The sequence below is a fragment of the Pseudonocardia oceanicola genome (genome assembly GCF_047200735.1).
Taxonomy (GTDB): Bacteria; Actinomycetota; Actinomycetes; order Mycobacteriales; family Pseudonocardiaceae; genus Pseudonocardia.
Genome location: NZ_JBJZON010000006.1, coordinates 195374 through 219606, shown reverse-complemented (window position 1 = coordinate 219606; position 24233 = coordinate 195374). Strand labels below are relative to the sequence as shown.

26 protein-coding genes are annotated in these 24233 nt (G+C 72.5%); 19 read left to right on the top strand and 7 right to left on the bottom strand.

The window, feature by feature from the left end; translation table 11 throughout:
- The first annotated feature begins 51 nt into the window (after positions 1–51).
- The 4 genes from ACL02T_RS12140 to ACL02T_RS12125 all read left to right on the top strand — a co-directional run bounded on the left by ACL02T_RS12140 (position 52) and on the right by ACL02T_RS12125 (position 3157).
- On the top strand, positions 52–909 hold the full coding sequence (locus tag ACL02T_RS12140; RefSeq protein ID WP_412830755.1) for a HipA family kinase: 858 nt from the start codon (positions 52–54) through the stop codon (positions 907–909).
- Entirely contained in the window at positions 906–1343 is a 438-nt protein-coding gene (locus tag ACL02T_RS12135; RefSeq protein ID WP_412830754.1) for a DUF3037 domain-containing protein, read from the top strand. The genes ACL02T_RS12140 and ACL02T_RS12135 overlap by 4 nt, the downstream gene beginning before the upstream one ends.
- Before the next feature lie 104 nt (positions 1344–1447).
- On the top strand, positions 1448–2521 hold the full coding sequence (locus ACL02T_RS12130) for a phosphotransferase family protein (protein ID WP_412830753.1): 1074 nt from the start codon (positions 1448–1450) through the stop codon (positions 2519–2521).
- A 9-nt stretch (positions 2522–2530) separates the two neighbouring features.
- Positions 2531–3157 (top strand): LysE family translocator, encoded by a 627-nt coding sequence (locus ACL02T_RS12125; protein ID WP_412830752.1) that lies wholly within the window; start codon positions 2531–2533, stop codon positions 3155–3157.
- A 64-nt stretch (positions 3158–3221) separates the two neighbouring features.
- Here ACL02T_RS12125 and gad read toward each other — a convergent pair whose 3' ends face one another.
- From gad to ACL02T_RS12105, 4 genes are all read right to left on the bottom strand, one after another.
- Positions 3222–4625 (bottom strand): glutamate decarboxylase, encoded by a 1404-nt coding sequence (gene gad, locus ACL02T_RS12120; protein WP_412830751.1) that lies wholly within the window; start codon positions 4623–4625, stop codon positions 3222–3224.
- A gap of 125 nt (positions 4626–4750) precedes the next feature.
- Positions 4751–5758: a hypothetical protein gene (locus tag ACL02T_RS12115; protein WP_412830750.1), complete on the bottom strand. Its 1008-nt coding sequence runs from the start codon at positions 5756–5758 to the stop codon at positions 4751–4753.
- Between the two features lie 242 nt (positions 5759–6000).
- Positions 6001–6405 (bottom strand): PPOX class F420-dependent oxidoreductase, encoded by a 405-nt coding sequence (locus ACL02T_RS12110; protein ID WP_412830749.1) that lies wholly within the window; start codon positions 6403–6405, stop codon positions 6001–6003.
- Positions 6402–7736, bottom strand: coding sequence for a cytochrome P450 (locus tag ACL02T_RS12105; RefSeq protein WP_412830748.1), 1335 nt, complete (start codon positions 7734–7736; stop codon positions 6402–6404). The genes ACL02T_RS12110 and ACL02T_RS12105 overlap by 4 nt, the downstream gene beginning before the upstream one ends.
- A gap of 254 nt (positions 7737–7990) precedes the next feature.
- Between ACL02T_RS12105 and ACL02T_RS12100 the strand changes: the two genes are divergently transcribed.
- Positions 7991–8854, top strand: coding sequence for a metallophosphoesterase family protein (locus ACL02T_RS12100; RefSeq protein WP_412830747.1), 864 nt, complete (start codon positions 7991–7993; stop codon positions 8852–8854).
- Positions 8855–8906: 52 nt separating this feature from the next.
- On the opposite strand, the gene ACL02T_RS12095 is transcribed toward ACL02T_RS12100, so the two are convergent.
- Positions 8907–9155 (bottom strand): type B 50S ribosomal protein L31, encoded by a 249-nt coding sequence (locus ACL02T_RS12095; RefSeq protein ID WP_412830746.1) that lies wholly within the window; start codon positions 9153–9155, stop codon positions 8907–8909.
- Between the two features lie 67 nt (positions 9156–9222).
- Here ACL02T_RS12095 and ACL02T_RS12090 point away from each other — a divergent pair, with 67 nt between their 5' ends.
- From ACL02T_RS12090 to ACL02T_RS12045, 10 genes are all read left to right on the top strand, one after another.
- Positions 9223–9552, top strand: coding sequence for a hypothetical protein (locus ACL02T_RS12090; RefSeq protein WP_412830745.1), 330 nt, complete (start codon positions 9223–9225; stop codon positions 9550–9552).
- Positions 9553–9767: 215 nt separating this feature from the next.
- A complete protein-coding gene (locus ACL02T_RS12085; protein ID WP_412830819.1) occupies positions 9768–11708 on the top strand; it encodes an ArnT family glycosyltransferase in 1941 nt (646 codons plus the stop codon).
- Between the two features lie 175 nt (positions 11709–11883).
- On the top strand, positions 11884–13407 hold the full coding sequence (locus ACL02T_RS12080) for a GDSL-type esterase/lipase family protein (protein WP_412830744.1): 1524 nt from the start codon (positions 11884–11886) through the stop codon (positions 13405–13407).
- Positions 13408–13453: 46 nt separating this feature from the next.
- A complete protein-coding gene (locus ACL02T_RS12075; protein WP_412830743.1) occupies positions 13454–14611 on the top strand; it encodes a cysteine--tRNA ligase in 1158 nt (385 codons plus the stop codon).
- A 431-nt stretch (positions 14612–15042) separates the two neighbouring features.
- Positions 15043–16488, top strand: coding sequence for a rifampin monooxygenase (gene rox / locus ACL02T_RS12070; RefSeq protein ID WP_412830742.1), 1446 nt, complete (start codon positions 15043–15045; stop codon positions 16486–16488).
- Between the two features lie 433 nt (positions 16489–16921).
- Entirely contained in the window at positions 16922–17836 is a 915-nt protein-coding gene (thiD, locus tag ACL02T_RS12065; protein WP_412830741.1) for a bifunctional hydroxymethylpyrimidine kinase/phosphomethylpyrimidine kinase, read from the top strand.
- The gene (locus tag ACL02T_RS12060; RefSeq protein WP_412830740.1) at positions 17833–18351 is read left to right on the top strand and encodes an NUDIX hydrolase; all 519 of its coding nucleotides are present in this window, start codon (positions 17833–17835) and stop codon (positions 18349–18351) included. The genes thiD and ACL02T_RS12060 overlap by 4 nt, the downstream gene beginning before the upstream one ends.
- Before the next feature lie 317 nt (positions 18352–18668).
- Entirely contained in the window at positions 18669–19139 is a 471-nt protein-coding gene (locus tag ACL02T_RS12055) for a pyridoxamine 5'-phosphate oxidase family protein (RefSeq protein ID WP_412830739.1), read from the top strand.
- 207 nt (positions 19140–19346) lie between these two features.
- A complete protein-coding gene (locus ACL02T_RS12050) occupies positions 19347–20282 on the top strand; it encodes a class I SAM-dependent methyltransferase (protein ID WP_412830738.1) in 936 nt (311 codons plus the stop codon).
- On the top strand, positions 20245–20805 hold the full coding sequence (locus ACL02T_RS12045) for an HDIG domain-containing metalloprotein (protein WP_412830737.1): 561 nt from the start codon (positions 20245–20247) through the stop codon (positions 20803–20805). Before ACL02T_RS12050 ends, ACL02T_RS12045 begins: the two co-directional genes overlap by 38 nt.
- Here ACL02T_RS12045 and ACL02T_RS12040 read toward each other — a convergent pair.
- The gene (locus ACL02T_RS12040; RefSeq protein WP_412830736.1) at positions 20796–21266 is read right to left on the bottom strand and encodes an NUDIX hydrolase; all 471 of its coding nucleotides are present in this window, start codon (positions 21264–21266) and stop codon (positions 20796–20798) included. The genes ACL02T_RS12045 and ACL02T_RS12040 overlap by 10 nt on opposite strands.
- A 12-nt stretch (positions 21267–21278) precedes the next feature.
- Positions 21279–22022 carry a helix-turn-helix domain-containing protein gene (locus ACL02T_RS12035; RefSeq protein WP_412830735.1) on the bottom strand — a complete coding sequence of 248 codons (744 nt, stop codon included), beginning with the start codon at positions 22020–22022 and terminating at the stop codon, positions 21279–21281.
- A gap of 160 nt (positions 22023–22182) precedes the next feature.
- Between ACL02T_RS12035 and ACL02T_RS12030 the strand changes: the two genes are divergently transcribed.
- From ACL02T_RS12030 to ACL02T_RS12015, 4 genes are all read left to right on the top strand, one after another.
- Positions 22183–22662, top strand: coding sequence for a plasmid replication, integration and excision activator (locus tag ACL02T_RS12030; RefSeq protein WP_412830734.1), 480 nt, complete (start codon positions 22183–22185; stop codon positions 22660–22662).
- Entirely contained in the window at positions 22659–23021 is a 363-nt protein-coding gene (locus ACL02T_RS12025) for a hypothetical protein (protein WP_412830733.1), read from the top strand. The genes ACL02T_RS12030 and ACL02T_RS12025 overlap by 4 nt, the downstream gene beginning before the upstream one ends.
- Positions 23018–23383, top strand: a complete 366-nt coding sequence (locus tag ACL02T_RS12020) for a WhiB family transcriptional regulator (RefSeq protein ID WP_412830732.1) — start codon at positions 23018–23020, stop codon at positions 23381–23383. Before ACL02T_RS12025 ends, ACL02T_RS12020 begins: the two co-directional genes overlap by 4 nt.
- Before the next feature lie 139 nt (positions 23384–23522).
- On the top strand, positions 23523–24230 hold the full coding sequence (locus ACL02T_RS12015; protein ID WP_412830731.1) for a hypothetical protein: 708 nt from the start codon (positions 23523–23525) through the stop codon (positions 24228–24230).
- Positions 24231–24233: the final 3 nt, after the last annotated feature.

Sequence of the window (24233 nt, the reverse complement as noted above, 5' to 3'; positions counted from 1 at the left end):
GCATCCGTTCGCGACGCAGGGGATCATCGGGGCGGAACGAGGGGGGATCGCGTGCTGCGCCACGTCACGGCGACCCGCTACGTCACGCCGCTGCGTGAGGGCGGGTCGTTGCCCGGCCTGATGGAGGCCGACGACCTCGGTACCTACGTCGTGAAGTTCCACGGCGCGGGGCAGGGCCGCAAGGTCCTGGTCGCCGAGATCGTGGCCGGCGAGCTGGCCCGGGAACTGGGTCTGCCGGTGCCCGAGCTGGTCACCGTCGACCTCGATCCCGAGCTCGGCCTCGCCGAGCCGGACCAGGAGGTGCAGGACCTGCTGCACCGCTCCGCCGGGCTGAACCTCGGCCTGGACTACCTGCCGGGCGCGCTGGACTTCGACCCGCTGGCCTTCGACCCGGGCCCGGAGTTCGCCGGGCGGGTGCTGTGGTTCGACGCGCTGGTCGGCAACGTCGACCGCTCCTGGCGCAACGCCAACATGCTGCTCTGGCACCGGGCGCCGTACCTGATCGACCACGGGGCCACGCTGACCTTCCACCACGGCTGGGCCCGGACGCTCGCCGATCCGGCGGCGGTCGCCGCCCGGCCGTTCGACGCCGGCGACCACGTCCTGCTCGGGTCCTTCCCCGACCTCGACGCGGCCGACGCCGCCCTCGCGCCGCTGCTCACCGCGTCGACCGTCGAGCGTGCGGCCGCGGCGGTGCCGGACGGGTGGCTGGCCGGCGAGCCCGGCTTCGCCGGCCCCGACGAGGTCCGTGCCGCCTACGCCGAGATCCTCACCGCGCGGGTCGCGGCCCGGGAGGCCTGGCTGCCGACCGTGCGGGAGGCGGCGGCGACGGGCCGTCCCCGCCCGATCACCCGGACCGGCCGCCCGCCGGCCTGGCTGGCCGCCCGACTCCCGAAGGTGCCGCGGTGAGCACGGCGAACGCCCTGGAGGTCTACGAGTACGCGGTGCTGCAGGTCGTGCCGCGGCCCGAGCGGGGCGAGACGATGAACGCCGGCGTGCTCGTCTACTGCCGGGCGAGGGACTTCCTGGGCGGGCGGGTGCACCTGGACCGGGACCGGTTGCGGGCCCTCGACCGGCACGCCGACGCCGACGCGATCGCCGATGCCCTCGAGGTCGCCGCCGCGGTCTGCGCCGTGCCCACCCCGCCGCGGGCGGACCGGCGGACGGAGGGGGCGCTGGCCGCGTCGGGCCCGGGGGCGGGGGAGGACCTCGGCCGCCGCTTCCGCCGGCTCACGGCCCCCCGCAGCACGGTAGTGCGGCCCGGCCCGGTGCACAGCGGGCTCACCGCGGACCCGGCCGCCGAACCGGACCGCCTGCTCGCGGCGCTGGTCCTGCCCCTGTGAATCCTGCCCCTGTGAATCCTGCCGCTGTGAATCCTGCCCTGCAGTGGGCGCGGTGCCGCTCGTCACCATGGCGGTGATCGCAGGTCACGAGGCAAGGTGACGGGATGAGCGGATCGACGCAGATCGCCACCGACCCCGTCCCCGCCGCGGCGCTCACCGAGTGGCTGCGGGCCGAGGTCCCCGAGATAGCGACCGGTGCCGGGCCCGTCGAGGTCCGCCGGATCTCCGGCGGGCACTCCAACCTGACCTACCGGGTCGTCGACGCCGCGGGGGGTCGGTGGGCCCTGCGCCGCCCGCCCACCGGCGGGGTCCTCGCCACCGCCCACGACATGAGCCGCGAGTGGCGGTTCATCGCCGCGCTGGCCGACACCCCGGTCCCGGTCCCGCGGGCCGTGGCGTTCTGCTCCGACCACGCGGTGATCGGCGCCGACTTCTACGTCATGGGGTTCGTCGACGGCGTCGTCCCCGGCGACGTCGAGGCCGGCGCGGCCATGCCCGTCGGGATCCGCCACGCCGCGGGGTTGGCGGTCGCGGACGTGCTCGCCGACCTGCACGCGGTCGACCCCGACGCCGTCGGGCTGGGGGAGCTCCGCCGCCCCGGCAGCTACCTGGAGCGCCAGCTGCGCCGCTGGCACCGGCAGGCCCACGACTCGGCCGTCGAGGACCTGTCCGTGGTCGACGAGGGCCATCGGCTGCTCGTGGAGCGGCGGCCGGCCGACGAGGAGCTGACCATCGCGCACGGCGACTACCGGCCCGGCAACCTTTCCTTCGGCCCGGACGGGCGCATCGGGGCGATCTTCGACTGGGAGCTGGCGACGCTCGGCGAGCCGCTCGCGGACCTCGGCTACCTGTTGGCGTCGTGGGGTCGCCCGGACGACACCGTCCGGGAGATCACCTCCGGCCCGACCACGCTCGAGGGCTGGCCCGAGCGCGACGAGATCCTGGCCCGCTACGCCGAGCGCTCCGGCCGCGGCGACCGGATCGCCGGGCAGGCGGACTACTTCGAGGCCTTCGCGCGGTGGCGGTCGGCCTGCATCGGCGCGGGCGTCTACACCCGGTACGCCGCCGGGCACATGGGCGAGTCCACGGACGACCCCGGGACGGCCCGGTCGCGCCTGGCGAACCTGCAGGAGCAGGCGACCGCGGCCGTGGAGATCCTGCACCGGGACGCGGGTTAGGGTCACCGGGTGACCTGGGGTTCCTACGGCGCCTACCTGGGCATCGCCGTCCTGCTCGTGCTCGCGCCGGGGCCGGACACGCTGGTCCTGCTCCGCAACGCCCTGGCCGGCGGCCGCCGCGGCGGCCTGCTCGCGTGCGCGGGCATCCTCGCCGGGAACCTGCTGCAGGGCAGCGCGGCGGCCTTCGGGCTCGGCGTGCTGGTCGCGAGCTCGCGGCCGCTGTTCGAGACGCTGCGCTGGGCAGGGGTGGTCTACCTGTTGTTCCTCGCCGTGCAGGCGCTGCGCGGCGCGTGGCGCGGAAACTACGCGGCGTTCACCGAGCTCGTGGAGAAGCGCCGTGGGCAGGGCTTCCGCCGGTTCCGCGAGGGCTTGCTGTCCAACGTGACCAACCCGAAGGTGCTGGTCATGTACCTGTCGGTGCTGCCGCAGTTCCTGGTCCCGGGCGTCACGACCACGGCCGACGCGCTGCTGCTCGCCTACACCGTCGGTGTCCTCGGTGCGGTGTGGCTGGTCGCGCTGGTGTTCGTGGTGCACCGGGTGCGGGCGTGGCTGGGCCGGCGGCGCGTACGGCGGACGATCGACGCGGCGACCGGGACCGCGCTGGTCGGGTTCGGCCTCGCCCTGGCCGCCGAGTAGGGCCCTGGGGCACCGAGGAGGCGTCGCGGCCGGCGCCGGGACCCCTGCCGGGAGGCGCTCCCCGCTACCGGACCGGCGGTTTCTCGGTGCCGTGGGCGAACCCGGCCGACTCCGGCCCGCGCTGCGGCCCGCTCTGCCGGCGGAGCTGCTCGAGGGCCCGGTCCAGGTCGTCGAGCAGCAGGTTCGCCAGGTCGTGGCTGAAGCCGTTGCGCACCACGATCCGCAGCGCCGCGATGTCCTCCCGTTTCGCCGGGAACGTGTAGGCGGGCACCAGCCAACCGCGCTCGCGCAGGGCCGCGGACACGTCGAACGCCGAGAAGGGCTGCCCGTCGGCCACGGTGAAGGCGAAGACCGGCAGCTGCGAGCCGTCGGTGAGCAGCCGGAAAGCGCCCGTCCCGGCGATCCGGGCCGACAGCGTCATGGCCACGTCCCGGCAGGTCTGCTGCACGCGCGCGAACCCGGCCTGGCCCAGCCGCAGGAACTGGAAGTACTGCGCGATCACCTGGCCGCCGGGCCGGGAGAAGTTCAGCGCGAAGGTCGGCATGTCGCCGCCCAGGTAGTTGACCCGGAACACGAGGTCCTCGGGCAGCGCGTCCTCGTCGCGCCACAGCGCCCAGCCGACGCCGGGGTAGACCAGGCCGTACTTGTGCCCGGAGGTGTTGATCGACGCCACCCGCGGCAGCCGGAAGTCCCACGGCAGGTCGGGGTCGCAGAACGGGGCGATCATCGCGCCGGAGGCCCCGTCGACGTGCACCGGGACGTCCAGCCCGGTGCGGGACTGCAGGTCGTCGAGCGCGGCGCAGACCTCCTCGACGGGTTCGTAGCTGCCGTCGAAGGTCGAGCCCAGCACCACGACCACGCCGATGGTGTTCTCGTCGCAGAGCGACACCGCCTCGGCGGCCCCGAGGTGTAGCCGGTCGCCCTCCATCGGGACCAGCCGCGGTTCGACCTCGAAGTAGTTCGCGAACTTCTCCCAGCAGATCTGGACGTTGATGCCCATCACGATGTTGGGGCGGGCGGTGTCCTTGCCCTCCGACCGCCGGCGGGCCTGCCAGCGCCGCTTGAGTGCCAGCCCGCCGAGCATGCAGGCCTCGCTGGACCCGGTCGTCGAGCAGCCGATCGCCCGGCTCGGGTCCGGCGCGTTCCACAGGTCCGCGAGCATCCGCACACAGCGCTGCTCGATGTCGGCGGTCCGCGGGTACTCGTCCTTGTCGATCATGTTCTTGTCGAACGACTCGGCCATCAGCCGCTGTGCGGCCTCCTCCTCCCACGTCGTGACGAACGTGGCGAGGTTGAGCCGGGCGTTGCCGTCGAGCATCAGCTCGTCGTGCACGATCTGGTAGGCGACGCCCGGGTCGAGCCCGGACTCCGGCAGCTCGAAGCGGGGGACCGTGATGGGCTCCGCCCCGAAGACGGGATTCGCGACGACCGGCCGTTCGCCGGGCTCGGACCGCTGAGGTGTGGGCATTCTCACGACCTTAAGGGAAGTCGGTGACATATCCGTGGGCCCGAAGCCACGGAAGGAGACGGTCCAACGCCTCCACCGTCCGGGCGCGGTTCCCGGCCCCGGTCGTGCAGGAGGACGACGCCCGATCACGCCGCGAGGCGACCCAGGAGTCGGCGCAGCTCCGGAAGCGCGTCCTTGATGCTCGTCGTGACTGTGAGGTCGGCGGGGTGGTCCTGGGCGATCTCGGTGCTGATCAGGACGTGGGTGCCGCCGGTGGAGGTGATCTCGAGCTCCTGGGCGGTCAGCTTCGCCCTCGTCGGCGGGAAGCCGTCGATGTCGCCGCCGAGCAGTTCCCTGGCCGGCCGCGTACTGGTGTTGACCGCGGCGATGTGGTCGTAGTGGTACTCGTGGGTGTCCACGTTCTTGTGCGCACCGGTCGCCAGGTCGAGCTCGAAGGTCAGGACGGCGAGATGGTGCTTCGCCGAGCAGACGATCGCGACCGAGTAGGCCGTGAAGCGGCGGATGCGGTCCTCGGAGTTCGGCCGGTGCCGGGCACCCGGTGCCGGTCCGGCGAAGACCAACGGGTCACCCGGACCGCGCTCGACGACACGGGCGTTCGGGAGGTGTACGGGACCGGCATGCAGGATCAGGTCCTCGCCGGTGAGCCCGAACCTCTCGAGCGCCTGTGTCATCGCCTTGCGCAGGTCGGCGTCGAGGGTGCGGTCGAGGTGCCGGCCGCTCGGCTTGGCGTCGGCGTGGCGAACCGCGAAACAGTGGGTGCGGTAGAGCGTGAACCCGCTGAGGAGCAGAACCAGGCCGACGCCCGCGAACGCGGCCGACCAGCCCGCCATGCCGACGGCGAGCTGGGCCCCCGCCAGGAGCAGGCCCAGTCCACCGAACTGCGCGTAGCGGATCGCGCGACGGCCCTGCTCCGGCGGCGGCGACGGTCGGAAGTACCGCCGGACCCACTCCTTGCGCTCGCCGCTGCCCGCCGGACCGAGCGTCCGGCGCCCGGGCGCCGGCGCCGGCCACGGCCCGGGCGCGACCCGCTCGAGGTGTTCGCGCCACGACGCGCCGAGCGCGGCCCGTCGGCGGGCGAAGGCACCCCGGACGCGCCGGAACCAGTGGTCGATTCGTCCATCGAAAGCGTTCACGTTCGTTCCCCCCGCGCCCGACCTCCGTGCACCGGGCGTGGGGAGGACTCGTTCCGCCCGCTCCCGGCGTTGCGGGGGAGCGAGCATGATCACTCCGCTGGAGTAGATCCGCAGCTCCGAAGGGGATACTGCGGACGAACGGGTGCACGAGCGTCACGCCGTCCGCTCTTGCGGACGCAGCGGTGGGCGGCCCACGACGTCCGGACGAGTGGTCCAGGTCGTCGACCGCCGGCCGGCAGGGGTCAGGGGCCGCCGACCGCGACCGCCAGTCCGGTGGATCCGCGGTCACCGCGGAAGAGCCGGCTGGACCCCACGACGAGCCGGCCGACCAGCCCGTACTTGCGGGCGACGGCGCGGCGGACCCGGCGGACGCCCTCGGCGTCGAGCAGCTCGGCGGTGCCGGGGACGGCCGGCCCGAGCGGCTTCCCGCGGCGGTCGCACTCGGCCACCTCGACGGCCCCGGACCGGCGGATCCGCGTGACCTTGCCGGACTTCGCGACCGTCCAGACGCCGAGCCGGCCGTCGTCCAGCCCGGCCGCCCAGACCGGCGTCGGGACGGGGGTGCCGTCTTTGCGGAAGGTCGTGAGCAGCAGGTACCGGGCCTCGGCGAGGCGCTGTGCCGAGGGACCGTGCGCGGGCTCGCTCACGCCGGCACGCTCGCCCGGTTCAGCTCCACCGGCACGCTCTCGTAGCCGCGCAGGAGCTTGGTGCGGCGGCGGACCGGGGTACCGGCCGGGCGCATGTCCGGGAAGCGGTCGACCAGGGCGCGCAGCGCCACCTCGCCCTCCATCCGCGCCAGCGCCGCGCCGAGGCAGAAGTGGATGCCCTGCGAGAACGCGAGGTGCTTGTGCGCCTCCTCGCGCGTGACGTCGAAGCGGTGCGGGTCCGGGAACACCGCGGGGTCGCGGTTGGCCCCGCCGAGGTGCGTGATCACGAAGGTGCCCCGCTTCACCGGGACGCCCCCGACCTCGGTGTCCCGCTCCGCGACGCGCCCGGTCCGCTGCACCGGCGACTCGAAGCGCAGCATCTCGTCGATGGCGACCGGCCATCGCTCCGGCTCGGCGTGCAGGAGTTCCAGCTGGTCGGGGTGGTCGAGCAGGAGTGCGGCCCCGCTGCCGATGAGGTTCACGGTGGTCTCGAAGCCGGCGGCGAGCAGCAGCATGGCGATGCTAGACAGCTCGTCCTCGGTGAGCGCGCCGCCCTCGTCGTGCGCGGTGACCAGGGCGGACAGGATGTCCTCGCCCGGCTCGCGGCGGATCCGCCCGAAGTGGCCGAGCATCCAGGTGTGCAGGGCGTCGATGTCGCGCTCCGAACGCCGGAAGTCGGCGTAGGAGAGCCCGGCGTCGAGCGAGATCGCGGCGCCCTCGCCCCACACCAGGAACTGCTCGCGCATCGACACCGGCGCGCCGAGCATCTCCGCGATCACGGTCGCGGGGAGCAGGGCGGCGAAGTCCTTCACGAGGTCCGCGCGATCGCCCTGGGCCGACGACCGGGCGGCCATCGCGTCGAGCAGCTCGACGGCGATCTCCTCGGCGCGCGAGCGCAGCGCCGCGACCTTCTTGGCGCTGAACGCCCTCGTCACGAGCTTGCGGTAGCGGGTGTGGTCCGGCGGATCGGAGGCCAGCATGGACGGCGGCTGGGCCGGACCGAGGGCCCAGGACCCGCCGAGCGCCAGCGCGGCCCTGACCACGCCGGGCAGGTTCTCGGGCATGCGGCCGCCGACGCCGAAGTCCGGACTGCGCAGGACCTGGGTGCAGACCTCGTGATCCACGGTCGCGTGCAGCATGCCGGTGTCGACGAGCCTCCCGCGGGAGCGCAGCTCGTCGTAGAAGGGGTACGGGTTCGCGACGACCTCGGGATCGGTCATCAGCCGCGCGCCCAGTTCCCCGGCCCGCACCTGGCGGCGGACCATGCGTCGCATCATCCCGTGCCGGATCCCCCACCGGACCACCCGGCGCACGCCCCGTGACCCCGCCATACTGACCTCCTCGCCGTCGTCCCCGGTTCAACTTACCGCCGGTAACCAGTGCTGCCCAGGACCGCGGCTCAGGGGATCCTCAGCGCCCGTTCCCGCCCCGCCCGCTGGTGCCGGTGCTCGCTCCGCCCGCTCCGCTCGGTGCCGGTGCTCGCTCCGCCCGCTCCGCTCGGTGCCGGTGCTCGCTCCGCCCGCTCCGCTCGGTGCCGGTGCTCGCTCCGCCCGCTCCGCTCGGTGCGTCTGCTAGATGTGGTGGGGTGTCCCGCCTGCTCGCCGTCAGCGACCTGCACGTGCGTCATCCCGAGAACCGTGAGATCGCGGAGGGGCTGGCCGGGGACCCGGGGGACTGGCTGATCGTCGCCGGGGACGTCGCGGAACGGGTCGAGGACACCGTCGCCACCCTGGCCGACCTGGCCGCGCGGTTCGCCCGGGTGATCTGGGTGCCCGGCAACCACGAGCTGTGGACGCGCACGAAGGACCCCGTGGACCTGCGCGGCGAGCACCGCTACCGGCACCTGGTGGAGCGGTGCCGGGAGCTCGGCGTGGTCACGCCCGAGGACCCCTTCCCGGTGTGGGAGGCCGACGGCGGCCCGGTGGTCGTCGCCCCGTTGTTCCTGCTCTACGACTACTCGTTCCTGCCCGCCGGGGCGACGACGGGCGAGGAGGGCCTGGCCGCGGCCTACCGGGCGGGCGTGGTCTGCACGGACGAGCACCTGTTGTACCCGGAGCCGCACCCGTCGCGGGAGGCGTGGTGCGCCGCCCGGATCGCGGAGACCCGCCGCCGGCTCGACGCGCTCGACCCGGACCTGCCGACGGTTTTGGTCAACCACTGGCCGCTGACCCGGCTGCCCACCGAGGTCCTGCGCTATCCCGAGTTCGCGCTGTGGTGCGGCACCACGGCGACGGCGGACTGGCACGTCCGCTACCGCGCCCGGGCCGTCGTCTACGGGCACCTGCACATCCCGCGGGTGCTCTACGAGGACGGCGTCCGCTTCGTGGAGGCCTCGCTCGGCTACCCGCGGGAGTGGCGGCCACGGGAGGAGCGGCACGGCCACCCCGCCGACGTCCTGCCCCGCCAGGTGCTGCCCGTCCCCGCCGAGGACTTCGGCGTCCGCCGCTGAGAACACGGGAACGGCACCCCCGCCTGTGCGAGGGTGCCGTCCGCGTGGTCGCTCAGCGCCGGCGGCCGTAGCGCCGGGTGAACTTCTCGACCTGGCCCGCCGAGTCCAGGACCCGGGCCGCGCCCGTCCAGAACGGGTGCGAGTAGGAGCTCATGTCGACGCGGACGAGTGGGTAGGTCCGCCCGTCGGTCCACTCGATCGTCTCCCGCGAGGTCGTGGTCGACCGGGTGAGGAATGCGTCGCCCGTGCTCCGGTCCTGGTACACGACCGGCTCGTACGTGGGGTGGATGTTCGGTCGCACGGTGTCCTCCTCGGGCTGTCCTGCTATGTTCACTGATGATAACGGTTGTCGTTTGCAGGAGATTCCCATGGATCGCACCGGGTTCGTCGCCGTCCGCTGCACCGCCTGCGCCGCCCACCCGGCGCTCGACGACACGCTCCGCGAAGCGGTGCGGGGGAGCAGGGGCGGGATCCTGGTCCGGTCGCGGTGCGTGCTCGGGGCGGGGTGCGGGGGCGGGTTCGTCGTCGTCCAGCCGTGCGACGACGCACAGCGCGCCACCCACCCGGCCCTGCGGATCGGGCCGGTGCGCACCACGGCCGACGTCGCCGCCGTCGGCAACTGGCTGGGTGCCGGGCGCCTCGACCCGCGGGAGCTCCCGGCTCACCTGATCGGGCTGCCCGCGGCGTCGGTGAACTGACCCGATCACAGACGCCGCACAGGCGACGGACAGGGACGCGACAGAGCGCCGACGGACCCTCGTGGGAACAGCTCGACGACCGCGAGGAGACCCCCGTGAGCACCGCGACCCCGGTCCGCCCTCCGCGCCCCCCGCGCGCGCCCGACCCCGGGCGGCACCGCGCCGAGAGATCCCAGGGGGGCGCTCCGCCCGGCGCCCCCCGGCTCCGACGGCTGGTGCGCGGTCCGGAGGGCGAGCCCCGCTGGTCCCGTCCGGCGCTGCTCGTCCTGCTGGCCGGCACCGCCGTGCTGTACCTGTGGCACCTGTCCGCCTCCGAGTGGGCCAACGACTTCTACGCGGCCGCCGTCCAGGCCGGCACGCAGTCCTGGAAGGCCTGGCTGTTCGGGTCACTCGACTCCGGCAACGCGATCACGGTCGACAAGCCGCCCGCCGCGCTGTGGGTCATGACGCTCGCGGCGCGGATCTTCGGCTTCTCGTCGTGGAGCCTGCTGGTGCCGCAGGCGCTGATGGGCGTCGCGTCCGTCGGGCTGCTGCACGCGGCGGTGAAGCGGTGGGCCGGGCCGGCCGCGGGCCTGCTGGCGGGGGCGGCGCTGGCCCTCACCCCCGCCGCGGTGCTGATGTTCCGCTTCGACAACCCGGACGCGCTGCTGGTCCTGCTCCTGGTGACGGCCGCCTGGGCGGTCACGCGGGCCGTCGACGCCGCGTCGGTGAGGGCGTCGAGCTGGTGGCTGGCGGCGGCGGGATCGGCGGTCGGGTTCGCCTTCCTGACGAAGATGGGCCAGGCGCTGCTCGTCGTCCCCGCCCTCGGCTGCGTGTACCTGGTCGCCGGGGCGCCGCGGCTGCGGACCCGCATCGTGCAGCTGGTCGGGGCGCTCACCGCGATGGTGATCTCGGCAGGCTGGTTCGTCGCGCTCGTCGAGCTGTGGCCGGCGGACAGCCGTCCCTACATCGGCGGGTCCACCACGAACTCGCTGCTGGAGCTCGCACTCGGCTACAACGGGCTGGGCCGCCTGCTCGGCGGCAGCGGCAACGGCGGCGGTGGCGCCGCCGGGAACACCGGCTTCGGCGGGGAGGCCGGCATCACCCGGCTGTTCACCGGCGAGATCGCCCACGAGGTCTCCTGGCTGCTGCCCGCGGCGCTGATCCTCCTGGTCGCGGGCCTGTGGGTGACCCGCCGGTCGCCGCGGACCGACCGCACCCGCGCCGGCCTGCTGCTCTGGGGCGGCTGGACACTGGTCACCGGCCTGGTCCTCAGCTTCATGAGCGGCACGATGCACCCGTACTACACGGTGGCGCTGGCCCCGGGGATCGCCGGCGTGCTGGCGGTCGGGGCGCGGGCGCTGTGGCAGCGCCGCGCCTCGATCCGGGCGCGGGCGACGCTCGCCCTCGCGGTCGCCGCCACCGGCGCCTGGTCCTTCGCGTTGCTGGCCGCGAGCGCGGAGGGCTTCACCTGGCTGCGCTGGCCGGTCGTGGTGCTCGCCCTGGTCGGGGTGGTCACCCTGGTGGCGGGGGGCCGGTGGCGGCGCCTGCTGCTGGTCGGGGTCACCGCGGCCGTGCTCTCCGGCCTCGCCGGCACGAGCGCCTACGCCGTCGCGACGGCGTCGGTCGCCCACACCGGCAGCATCCCCTCGGTCGGGACCACCTCGAGCTCGTTCGGCTCCTCGGGCACCGGCGGTGGCCTCGGCGGCCCGGGCGGCGGCATGCCGCCGGGGGCGGCGCCGGGCACCGACGGGGTACGGGGCGCTCCGACCGGGCTGCCCGACGGCGGTCAGGACGGTCAGGGCGGGCCCGGTGGCCGCACGGGCGGCATGGGCGGCGGGACGAGCGTCGAGCTGAGCGCGCTGCTCGCGTCGACCGACTCGACCTGGTCGGCGGCGGTGTCGACCTCGCAGACCGCGGCCTCGCTGGAGCTGGCGTCGGGCACCGCGGTGATGTCGACCGGCGGCTGGGGCGGCTCCGACCCGGCGGTCACGCCGGCGCAGTTCCAGCAGTACGTCGCCGAGGGGAAGATCCACTACTACGTCGCCGGCGGCCAGGGCGGCGGGCCCGGCGGCGACTCGGACTCCAGCAGCAGCGAGATCGCGGCCTGGGTGGCGGAGAAGTTCACGGCCACCACGATCGGCGGTCAGACCGTCTACGACCTCACCACCGGCTGAACACCCGCGCCCGGCACCCCCGGCCTCCTCGCGACCCGGGGGTGCCGACGCGTCAAGCCCCCGTCCGCGTGCGTCTCCCCACCGGACGTCGCCTGTTCGCAGGATGGGCACCCACGGATCCGGGCACGCAAGATCTGGATCGGTACACGGACGTCGGACCGAGGGGAGCCCGCGAGTGGTGGTCACCACCGCCCGGACGCGCACGCGTCGGCCGGGCCCGCGCGGCGGCCGGCTCCGCGCGCTGGTTCGCGAGTCCCGCTCCTGGCCGACGCTGCTGATGATCGGGCTGTGCCTGCTCGCGGGCATCCCGCTGACCATCGCGCTGACCCCGGATCAGGAGCTGACGATCCTCGGCCAGCACATCTCCGTCGGCGCGCGCACGCCCGACCTCTCGCTGGAGGGCCCTGCCCGGCTCGTCCAGATCGGCAACACCGAGCTCGACATCCCGCGGCTGCAGGTCGTCGGGCCGCTGCGGCCACAGCTCGAGATGGGCCCGGTGCAGCGCAACGAGGACGCCGCGAAGGTGTTCGACCCCGACACGACCGCCGAGGCGACCGCCCGGGCGGTCGACCAGCTGCGGACCGGGTTCGTGAACTGGTACCTGCTCGCCACGCTCGGGGTGGTGGGTACGGCCCTCGCCGCCGCCGCGCTGGTCGGGTGTGCGCGGGTGCTCGGCATCCTGCGGCAGGCGAAGACGCGCGAGCACGTCACCGTGGCCGACGTCTGGCACCGCTGCTCCGGCATGATCGGCCGGATGGCGCTGCTCGCCGTCACGGTGTCGCTCGTGGCCTGGGGTGCGTGCGGAGCGCTCGCCTACAGCGGCACCATGCGCGGCCTGGCCCAGGTCGGTTCGCTCTCCGACCTGGTCGGCGGTGCGCGCGTCACGCCGGCGCCGGTCGGTCCACCCGTCTTCGGCTATGCGGGGGCAGTGATCGGCGACTCCCGCGCCGCCCGGGTCGGCGGCCCACCGGTGGCGGAGCCGGAGGGCGACGACGTCGCGTGCGAGCGGAGCGCGGACTCCCTCGCCGCCGAGCTGAGCACCATGGTCCCCGGCCGGGTCCGCAACCTGGCGTGCCCGAGCGCGACCGTGGCGGAGGGCCTGCGCGGGCCCCAGCAACGCGGCGACGTCCAGGTCCCGGCGCAGCTCGCGCTGCTCAAGCAGATGCAGGACCTGGAGTTCGTGGTGGTCGCGATCGGGCCCAACGACGTGGGCTGGTCGGATCTGATCACCTACTGCTACGGCGTCGGGACCTGCGACGACAACCTCACCCGGGGCGAGTTCGACTACCGGATGGCCGCGTTCGACCGCGACTACGCCGCGCTGCTGCAGGACCTCGCCACGCTGCCGGGGGCCCCGCAGGTGATCGTCATGACCTCCTACGACGCCTTTCCCGGGGACACCGATCCGGCCTGCCCCGACGCCCGCGGCCCGGTCCACGCGGTCGGCCTCACCCAGGACAAGATCGACCTGCTCACCGGCCGCAACGACGAGCTCAACGCCGTGCTGCGGGCGGGCGCCGAGAAGTACGGGTTCGCCGTGGCGGAGCCCGCCCTGACCCTGCTGTGCAGCGCCGGGGCCGACGGGCTCGGGCCGGACCTGCAGGGTCTGGCCGACCCGTTCGCCTTCCACCCGACGGCCGTCGGGTCGCTGCGGCTCGCCGCGACCGTGGCCCGCGCCGTCGGCCCGTTCGACGGCTGAACCCACCACCGGGGGAGCGGGCGCCCGGACCTGGAACGATGGTGGTATGGCCTTGCCGATCGACCTGTCCCCGGAGGACCACGCGCGCCCCGGCGCCGTCACCGACCCCCGCGAGGTGCTGCGCCTCGGCGGGACACCGCTGCCGCTGACCGTCCCGGCGCGGCTCTACGTCTGCGGCATCACCCCGTACGACGTCACGCACCTCGGGCACGCGGCGGCCTTCGTCTGGGCCGACACCGCGGCGCGGGTGATGCGGATGAGCGGGGTCGAGACCGTGGTGACCCGCAACGTCACGGACGTCGACGACGTCCTCACCCGCGTCGCCGCCGAGCGCGGCCGGGCGTTCGACGAGTTCGGCCTGACCCAGGAGTACTACGTCGAGCGGGACATGGCCGCCCTGCACGTGCGCCCGCCGACGCACTCGCCGCACGCGCGCCACCACGTCGCGCACGTGGTCCGGCTGGCGATCGCGCTGCTCGCGGCCGACGCGGCCTACGAGCGCGACGGCTTCGTCTACTTCCGCGGCGCCGCCGTCGTCGCCGGCCGGGACCGCGAGGAGTCGCTGGCGCTGCTGGCCGAGAACGGCGACGACCCCCGGGACCCGCACCGCGACGACCCCTTCGACGTCGCCGTGTGGCGACCGTCCGGCGACGGTGACCCGGCGTGGCCGAGCCCGTGGGGTCCCGGCCGGCCGGGCTGGCACGCCGAGTGTGCGGCGATGGCGCTGGCCACCCTCGGCGGGGTCGTCGACGTCCTGGCCGGCGGGGCGGATCTCGCCTTCCCGCACCACGCCTACCAGGTCGCGATGGCCGCCGCCGCCACCGGGAGCGCCCCCTTCGCCCGCCGGGAGCTGCGGGCCGGAACGGTCGGGATCGACGGCGCCAAGATGGCCAAGTCGGCCGGCAACCTGGTGCTGGTCCACGACCTCCTGCGCGAGGCACCGGGGCCGGCGGTGCGGCTCATGCTGCTCGACCGCGCGTGGGCGCAGCCGTGGGACTACCGCCCGGAGGCGCTCGACGACGCGGCCGCGCTCCTGGAGCGGCTCTACGTCGCGGCGGGTCGCCGGGGCGGCTCGCCCGGGGCCGTCGGGGAGGTCCGTGCGGCGCTGCTCGCCGATCTCGACGTCCCGCGGGCGTTGCGGATCGCGGTCGACGCCGGCGGCGATGCGGCCCGGCAGGTCCTGCGCACACTGGCCCTGCAGTAGCTACTTCTTCAGGTCGAAGTAGCTAGCGACCAAGCGACATCCCGCTCCAGCACCTGGCGTTCCTGGTGCCCGAGGAGGACTTCGACGCGATCGTCGGCCGGATCCGCGCCGCCGGTCTCGACCACTTCGCCGACCCGCGCAGGACGCAGCCCGGCATCAACCACAACCACGGCGGCCGCGGCGTCTACTCCTCGACCCCGCCGGCACGGGATGGAGGTGCTGACGGCGCCGTACGACACCCACGCCTGAGAACGACGGAGGCCCCCGGTCTGCGGGGGCCTTCCCGAACGGCCGGATCGTCTCCCGCCGTCACCAAGGTATAGCGCACCGGGGGGCTTGCGGCAAGACCCGGGGAGTGCCGCAGAATCGCCGTCCGACGCCGCGACCTGCGGAAACGCCGGAGGCGGGCGGGCGACGACCTCGGGGGGTCCATGTTCGACGTGATCATCGTGGGTGGCGGGCCGACCGGCATGATGCTGGCGGCGGAGCTGCGCCTGCACGACGCGCACGTGCTCGTGCTGGAGAAGGAGGAGGAGCCGCCGCAGTTCGTCCGCGCGCTCGGGCTGCACGTGCGCAGCATCGAGGTGATGGATCAGCGCGGGCTGCTGGAGCGGTTCCTGGCGCAGGGGAAGAAGATCGAGGTCGGCGGGTTCTTCGCCGGCATCCCGACGCCGTGGCCGCGGCTGGACTCCGCGCACGGCTACGTCCTCGGGATCCCGCAGACGGTCACCGACCGGTTGCTGGGGGAGCACGCCGCCGAGGTCGGCGCCGAGATCTGTCGCGGCACCGAGGTCGTCGATCTGGAGCAGGACGCCGACGGGGTGACCGTCGGGCTCGCCGACGGCACCACTCTGCGCGCCCGCCATCTCGTCGGCTGCGACGGCGGCCGCAGCACCGTGCGCCGGCTGCTCGGCATAGGCTTCCCGGGCGAGCCCTCGACCGTCGAGACGCTGCTGGGCGAGATGGAGGTGACCGCGCCGCCGGAGACGGTGGCCACGGTGGTGGCGAAGGTCCGGGAGACCGAGAAGCGGTTCGGCCTCGGCCCGGTCGGGGACGGGCGGTACCGCGTCGTCGTGCCCGCGGACGGGATGACCGGGGACCGCGCCGTCCGGCCGACCCTCGAGGACTTCCGCCGGCAACTGCAGGCGTTCGCGGGCACCGACTTCGGCGTGCACTCGCCGCGCTGGCTGTCCCGCTTCGGCAACGCCACCCGGCAGGCCGAGCGCTACCGGGAGGGCCGCGCGTTCCTGGCCGGCGACGCGGCGCACGTCCACCCGCCCACGGGCGGGCAGGGCCTCAACCTCGGCATCCAGGACGCGTTCAACCTCGGCTGGAAGCTCGCCGCCGCAGTCGCGGGGTGGGCACCGGAGGGCTTGCTGGACAGCTACGGGGCGGAGCGGCACCCGGTGGCCGCGGACGTGCTGGACAACACCCGCGCGCAGATGGAGCTGATGTCGACCGCTCCCGGGCCCCGGGCCGTGCGGCGGCTGGTGGCGGAGCTGATGGAGTTCGAGGAGGTGAACCGCCACCTGATCGAGAAGATCACGGCGATCGGCATCCGGTACGACCTCGGCGAGGGGCCCGACCTGGTCGGGCGCCGCCTGCGGGACCTGTCGCTCGAGAAGGGCCGCCTCTACGAACTGATGCGCGACGGCCGCGGCCTGCTGCTCGACCGGACCGGCCTGCTGTCGGTCGCCGGGTGGGCGGACCGGGTGGACCACGTCGTCGACGTCGGCGACGAACCGGACGCCCCGGCCGTCCTGGTGCGACCGGACGGCCACGTGGCCTGGGTGGGGGAGGACCAGGAGGAGCTGCACGACCGGCTGGCCCGGTGGTTCGGCGCGCCCCGAGATTCCGGGAACCGTCCCGGGTCCTGAGAACGCCGACGGCCCCCTGTTTCCAGGGGGCCGTCTCGGGTGGTGGGCGATACTGGGATTGAACCAGTGACCTCTTCCGTGTCAATGCTGATTCAGTGGGCGACTGGATAGGCTTTGGTCGCGTCGGTACAGGTCAGCGGCCCGGCGCATTGGGGCTTATCACGTCCAGTGCCGGTGGCGCGTGCCTCCGTTGATGACTTCCGGTTGACGTACTGACCGCTCACAGATGGCAGACGCTGGCTCCGGTGTCGGGCGTCTTCCTACTCTGCTCCCCGCTCCTCTATGGGAGGGTTCCATGGGTTGGTGCCGTCCCCGGCCGGAGTCGACTAACGTGCTCGGATGAACGCGGGAGCTCGCCGGAGCGGGCTGAGAGGGCGGTTATCGGCCGCCGACCGCAGGAACCTGTCCGGGTAATTCCGGCGTAGGGAGGCGAATGGTGGAGCGGACTGTGGGCGTTACCCCGCCGCGGGTGTTGACGATCGCGGGCACCGACTCCGGCGGGGGCGCCGGCGTGGCTGCGGATCTGCGCACATGGGCTGCGTGCGGAGTTCACGGGTGCGTCGCCGTGACCGCAGTGACCGTCCAGAACTCGGTCGGTGTGTCCGATGTCCACCTCATCCCTGCGCGAGCTGTCGCCGCGCAGATTCAGGCGGTCGTCGACGATATCGGCCTCGACGCCGCGAAGACCGGGATGCTCGCGACGGTCGCGATCATCGACGCGGTGTGCGACGCCTGTGACCAGGCCGCTATCGGCTCAAGCGGTGACATTCCGTTCGTCGTCGATCCGGTCGCGGCGGCCTCGACTGGGGCGTCGCTCCTGACCGACGATGCGCTCGACGTGGTACGGAGGAAGCTGTTCCCCCGTGCCACTCTGGTCACCCCGAACCTCGACGAGGTGCGACTACTGGTTGGCGTCGACGTGCGCGACCGCACCGCTCAGTACGAGGCCGCCCGCCGCTTGCACGCGCTCGGTCCGGCTCATGTGCTGGTCAAGGGCGGGCATCTGCACGAGGACACCGACCAGTGCGTGGATCTCCTGTATGACGGCGCGGAGTTCGTCGAATTGCCGGGCCCGCGGTTCGACACGCACCACACCCACGGCAGCGGCGAGACGTTCGGCGCGGTCATCACCGCCGGGCTCGCGCATGGCCTCAGCATCCTCGACGCCGTGCAGGTGGGCAAGCGGTTCATCATCGACGCTGTCCGCCACTCGTATCCGCTCGGGAAGGGAAACGGCCCGGTGTCGCCGCTGTGGGCGACGTCGAGCTGGTGGGGGACTCGTCCGGGTGTCCGGAACTACGACGTCACGGCTGGCATGACGGGACCGGACGCGGGACGGACGGCATGAGTGAGCTTCCCGATGACGGACTACCGATTGTGGAACGAGATGTTGTGCGGCTCATCGTCCTCGACGCCGGGTCACGGATCCTCCTGCTGGCGACGCGCGACGCTACTGAGGCGACTGGGGAGGTGGTCTGGCAGGTCCCCGGCGGTGGCATCGAGTTCGGCGAGAGCTGGGCTGACGCTGCGGTTCGTGAGTTGCGAGAGGAGACCGACCTACGCATTTCTGGGTCCCAGCTCCGAAAGCCATGTTGGCGGCGGACCGCGACCTACCGCTATCGAGGTGCGCGACGTCTCCAACATGAACGAATTGCCACCGTGCAACTGACCCAGCACGAGCCGGACGTGACCTCGCGCGGCGGGGACGACGACGAGAAGACCGACTGCATCGGTGCTCGCTGGTGGCTTCCCTCGGAGATTGTGAGCAGCACGAGCCGGTTCTATCCCGGCAGCCTGCCCAGCTTGTTGCCTGAAGTGCTTGCCGGTACGCCGATCGACGAGCCGTTCGAAATCTGGTCGTAGGCAGGAGAGCAGCCCCCTCGGGGCCCTTCTCGTCCTGCTCGGCACGGACGGATGGATCGAGGAAGAGTGGTGATCCACATCGGCGTGGGTTCTTCCACGTCACGGGCGCCCTCGTGCTGGTCTCCTCGCGGCGCGGGTTCCACCCTGCCGGGGCGAGGGGTGGGCTGCAAGGCACGCTGTCCCGCCTTGTGGCCCACCCCTCGGTCCGGCAGCCGTCTCGGCGCGCCGTGAGGAGGGCAGCACGTTCCCTGGTCTCCGAGCGGTGTCGGGTGTGGGCGGAGCCCGCGATTGACCTGAACCCGAGTCGAGGGGCGACTATGCGCTTCGTGGACTTCGATGTTGATGAGTTCCTGCAGGCGCCGCTGACGGCCCGTGTTGCGACGTCTGGTCCGACGGTGCGCCCCACCTGGTTCTTGTGGGAGGACGGCGCGTTCTGGATCCTGACCGGCCCATGGTCGCGTCTGCCTGGCCACGTCGAGGCTGATCCTCGTGTCGCGCTGACGATCGACGTCTGTGATGTGTCGTCCGGGTTGGTGCGGCAGGTGATCGCAAGGGGCCGCGGGGTGCTCATGCCCTTCGACGTGGCGCGGGGGCGTCGGAAGCTCGTCCGGTACCTCGGCGCTGACGAGATGCGCTGGGACTCGCGGTTCCGGGACTACCTCGCTGGTGAGCCGGGGGCCAGGGGCACGGTGTGGTTGCAGGTGCGCCCGGAGCGCATGACGGCTGCTGACCTGAGCTACCGAGTCGCTGATGAGCAAGAGCCCGACCCGGAAGACAGGGCCGGGTAGCTGGTGCCGCCGGCCGCGCGCGGGCCGGAGGCAGGAGCGAGCGAGCCGAGCGGGGCCGGCGTGGCCGGCCCGCGCCGCCGGAGGCGGCGCCTTGATCCATAAGAGGTAGATCCGGCAGCGCGACCAGCGCGGCCCGCCTTCGGCTCGGCCCGACCCGTAGCGGGGCTGGCGTCGTCCGTCGAATCTGAAATTGCGAGTGAGTCAAGCTTGTCGGCTGTAACTTGGCACTATGGCTACCGATATCCCGCATCTCGATCGATCTCGGGTGGAAGGTTTGGAACTTCGGCGCTTGAGTACGACAAGTTTCGTCCCCACTATCCCAGTGAGCTGTTCGACAAGTTCGAGGCGCTCGGCCCTGTTCACGTTCTCGATATCGGTTGCGGGACTGGTCGTGTCGCACTCCCCCTCATTGATCGCGGAATGAACGTTCTAGCTAGGCTAGGGCTAGGCTTGGAGCCGGACGCTCGCATGGCGGACGTTGCCCGATCCCGTGGAGTTCCGGTTGAAATCGGCACGTTTGAGCGCTGGGATGACGCTGGTCGGCGCTTCGACCTCATCACCTGTGGGGCCGCCTGGCATTGGATCGAGCCTGAGGAGGGCGCCGACAAGGCTGCCCACATCCTCAGGTCTGGTGGAACACTCGCCCGCTTCATAAATTTCCGACTGTTGGATGATCATGCGCTGGCATCGTTCGATGCCGTCTACTCCTCGTATGCCCCTGAGGTGACAACAGACGGGCGTCCTCCCTCGTATCTCGATGCGGACGACCCGGTCTCTACCAGCACCTCATCTTCTGGCACTCGATCTCACGTTCTACGCAGTATTCGGGAGTTCTCAACCGATGAGTGGCTTGGCATGATCGCAACCCTCAGTGATCACATCGCGCTCGGGTCGGAGCGACTGGGCGCGCTTCTGATGGTGTTGCGCGATCTCACCGACAACGATTTCGATGGCCGGCTTCGCGTCACGTCCTGCACACACGTTGTGCTGCCACGCGCCTTCGAAGAACCTGTAGCTCTGGTGCTCTATCTGCATTTCGAATCGGTGCTGACGTCGTTGGATAGTCCGGCGATGGCGTGGGCTGCCGAGTTACTACTCTTGACCTGTGCGTATTGTTCGGTGGGCCGAGTCGACAGCCCGTGATCGCTTGGCGGAGGCGTTGCCGCGTCGGTGGTCGCATGTGCAGGCGGTGGCTCGTCGCGCTGAGCAGCTCTCGGAGGCGCTCGGTGAGGATGGGGAGCTGCTGCACGCTGCTGCGTGGCTTCACGATGTCGGCTATGCCCCGGAGCTGGCGAGGACCGGGTTTCATCCGCTCGATGGGGCTCGGTACCTCGTGAACACGGACGTCCCGGAGCGGCTGGTCGGCCTGGTCGCGATGCACTCGTCGGCGGCTGCGGAGGCGGAGCTGTTTGGGGTGGCGGATCAGCTGGCGGAGTTCTCCGATGAGCGGACGCTGACGCGGGATCTGTTGTGGTGGTGCGACATGACCACCGGCCCGGACGGGCAGTGCATGTCCTTCGAGGAACGGATGGACGAGGTGCGGGCTCGGTACGGCCCGGACCACTACGTCACGCAGGCCCTGGACCGGGGCATGGCTGAGCGGGTGGGTGCGGTCGAGCGGGCGGAGGCGTGGATCGCCTCGGTGGGGCTGGCCGGTCAGGTGTAGAAGGGCTCTGCCCGTTCCTGGAGTCCGTGGTCGATGCGGAGCCGGATGGAGGGGTGGATGTCCAGCTCGTCGAGCTGGGCGGGGTCGACCCACCGGACCTCGGAGGACTCGTCGCTCGTGCGCGGCTCGCCGGCCACGGGGCGGGCGCGGAAGCAGATGGAGAACTCCTGGCGGACCTCGCCGTCGTCGTAGGCCATGACGTGGTGGGGGTTGGAGTAGATGCCGATCAGGCCGGTGACCTCGACGGTGATGCCGGTTTCCTCGATGGTCTCGCGGATCACTGCTTCGGTCATGGTCTCGCCGAGCTCGTGGCGGCCGCCGGGGATAGCATGCTTGTCGTTGTCGGTGCGGCGGATCATGAGCAGCCGCCCGGCGTCGTCGCGGACGAGCGCGGACAGGGCGATGACGATGCTGTTGGGCTTGGGTGCGTCGGGGTCGTCGAGGTAGTCGGTCCGGGTCACGGACTCAATGGTTCACCATGTGGCGGGCTTCGACAGCTTCCAGACGTCGACGAAGCTGGTGGCGTAGGTGTCGAACAGGTCGCCGGCGCCGAGTTTGCGCAGGTGCAGGGCGGGGGCGTGGGCTCCGGGGACGCCGTAGACGTGGGCGTTCACGATCATCTGCTCGTCGAAGCGGAAGATCGAGTTGTAGAGCGTGGTCTTGTGGAAGCGGAACTCGATGCCGGGGGTGCCGAGCAGGGGCTTGTAGGCGGCGAGGCCGTAGCGGATGCGGGCGGCGAGGACGCCCTTGCCGAGCTGTTCTTCCTCGCTGCGCATGGTCACCGCGCGGCTGGCGGGGTCGCCGAAGTTGATCCGGATGGTGACGCCGGCGGCGGCCTTCTCCGACAGGGTGCGGATGAAGTTGGGGCGCTCGACGAGGAACTGGCCGGCGTGCACGAGGACGTCTATGCGGTCGCGGGCCTCGGCGAGCAGGTGGTCCCACAGGTCGAGCGGGACGGCGTTGCGGTGCGGGTAGGCCCCGACGATCTCGGACGCGGCGATGCTGGCCTGACGCTCGGGCGGCAGCGCAGCGGGCCACAGGTACGACTCCGGCTGCGCGAGCACGGCGGCTAAGGCGTTGCGGTGCTTGGGGTACGGCGTGCGATCCTGTGTCATCCACCGCTCGACCGTCTTGGGGTCGACGCCGATCTTCTCGGCCGCGTCGGCGGTGCTGAGGCCGGCGCTGAGCAGTGCGTCGCGGAGCCGTTCGTTCGCCACTGCCACTCCCGAGGGGACGACTTCAGGGACGACTTAATCGTCCCTTAGACGTCCTGAGTTGTCCAGCTGTGTGGTGAAGCCGTCCGCCTGATCTGCGGAGAGTGAGTAGCCGACGGACACCGGGTCGGCCGGGTCCGCGGACCTCACGGAGTCACCTGTGATGCAGGGCAACACGTACGCCACCTACAACAAGTTCCCCAGCTCGATGGAGCAGCTGATGCCCTTTGGGGCGTGGCTCGTGTCGGGTGTCGAGCCGATCAAGGACTTCGATGCGTCCGGGCGCGGTCCGGACGAGTTCGTGCAGGCACGGGACAAGGACACCGGGCTCCCGCTGTGGACGGTCACGGTGCAATCCGGGGACCTGGAGAACGCCCCGGCCTGGCTGCACCGGCTGAAGGTCAAGGTCGTCGCCGAGCGCCAGCCGGAACTGCCGCCGGTCATGCCCGGCACCCCGTTCCGGCCGGTCTACCTGGAGGGGCTGGTCGTCGTCCCGTACATGGACGATAAGGCGTGCACACCGGCTGAGCCGGGGCGCCGGCACCGGTGCCGGGCCAAGGTCGCGTACTCGGTGCGGGCCTCGGGCATCCGGGCGCCGAAGACCAACGAGCGTCCGGCGCCGAGCCAGGAGAACGCGGCATGAACGCTCCGTCCTCGACCGCGCTGACCGTGATCCCCGTTCCCGTCCTCGTCGACCGCGCCCTCGACCGGCTCTGGCGGGCCAAGACCGCGGCGTTCCGGATGCCCTACGCCACCGACGCCCAGTCCGCGGCCCGCGCTCGCACCATCGCCGAGCTGTATAGCCGTGAGCGGCGTTGGTGGGAGGTGCTGTCGCGGCACGCCTCCTCGGATGTCCTGTCGGCCTACCGGCTGGCGGTGATCGAGGCGTCGGCCAAGGCCCGCGGGGACGCGATCTTCTGGAACGACACCGCCGCCTACTGGGCCGCCCGCGCCAACGGCGCCACCGCGGCTGAGGCGGACACAGCCAGGTGGTCGGCATGAGTACCGATCGTGTCCTGGCCCGCGTGCGGCAGGTCGTCGGCACCGCCGGGCTGGAGCGCCTCGGCCCCGGCGGTACCCGCTCGACGCTGCGGGCGCTGTTGTTCGGCGGCGCCGGCGTTCCCGTCTGGCATCAGGCCGCCGCGTGCCGGGATCTCGGCTCGGAGGCGTTCTTCGTTGACTCCGGCCCGGACGCGAACCTGCGGGTGCAGGCGGCCAAGCGGGTTTGCCGGGGCTGTCCGGTCCGCACGGCCTGTCTGGCCGACGTCATGGCCTGGGAGCGGCCCTCGCGCCGCTACGGCGTCGTCGGTGGGCTGTCCCCGGTCGAGCGGCAGCGGCTGCACCTGCGGATGCGGGAGGCCTGATGCGCCGCACCCGCCCCCGCCGGGCCCCGGAGCGCTGCGGTCTGTGTGACCGGCAGATCGCCCGGCGCACCGCCACCCACCGCCACCACTGCTGTGCCCGACTGACCGCCGGTCTCGTCCCGGCGAGGAGGTGCCTCTGATGTCCCGTCGCATGATCGTTCGCCCGAGCGACACCCGGAACAACCGGGCCGAGCCGTTCGAGGTCTTCACCCGTCCCCAGCGCTCCCTCCCGGCCCGGATCGCCGGGCTCGTGCTGCGGCTGCGCGCCGAGATCACCACCGCCGCCGTCGTGCTGATCGTCTGGCTCTGGCTCGCCGGCCTGGTCGACGACTGGCCGGTCACCGCGACGTTCGGGGAGCTGATCACCGGCCCACCCGAAACGCCGGACACTGGGCCGGCCACCGTCGGCGGGCTGGTGCTCTCCGGGCTCGTGGTCGCTCTGGTCGTCGGGGTCCTGTTCGTGGTGCCGCGCTCGCGTCGGTTCGTGGTCCGTCGCGGGTGGGCGGTGATGTCGCGGCACCGGCTGCGGGCGGTGTTCGTCGAGCGCCGGGTCATGAACTACACCGGGAACCTGCCGGTCATTGTGTGGGCGCGCCCCACTGCCGTGGGTGAGCGGGTGTGGCTGGTTCTGCGGGCGGGGATCGAGCTGGGCGACGTCGAGCGCAACCTCGACTACATCGCGTCGGGCTGCTGGGGAAGGGCTGCCCGGGCGGAGGCGCGCCGCTCGATGACGGCGCTGGTGGTCGTCGATGTCGTGCGCCGCGACCCGCTGTCCACCGGCCCGGCCGTGGTCTCGCCGATCCCGCATGTGGTCCCTGCGCCGGTGCCCGTCCTGGAAGGGGCCTGAACC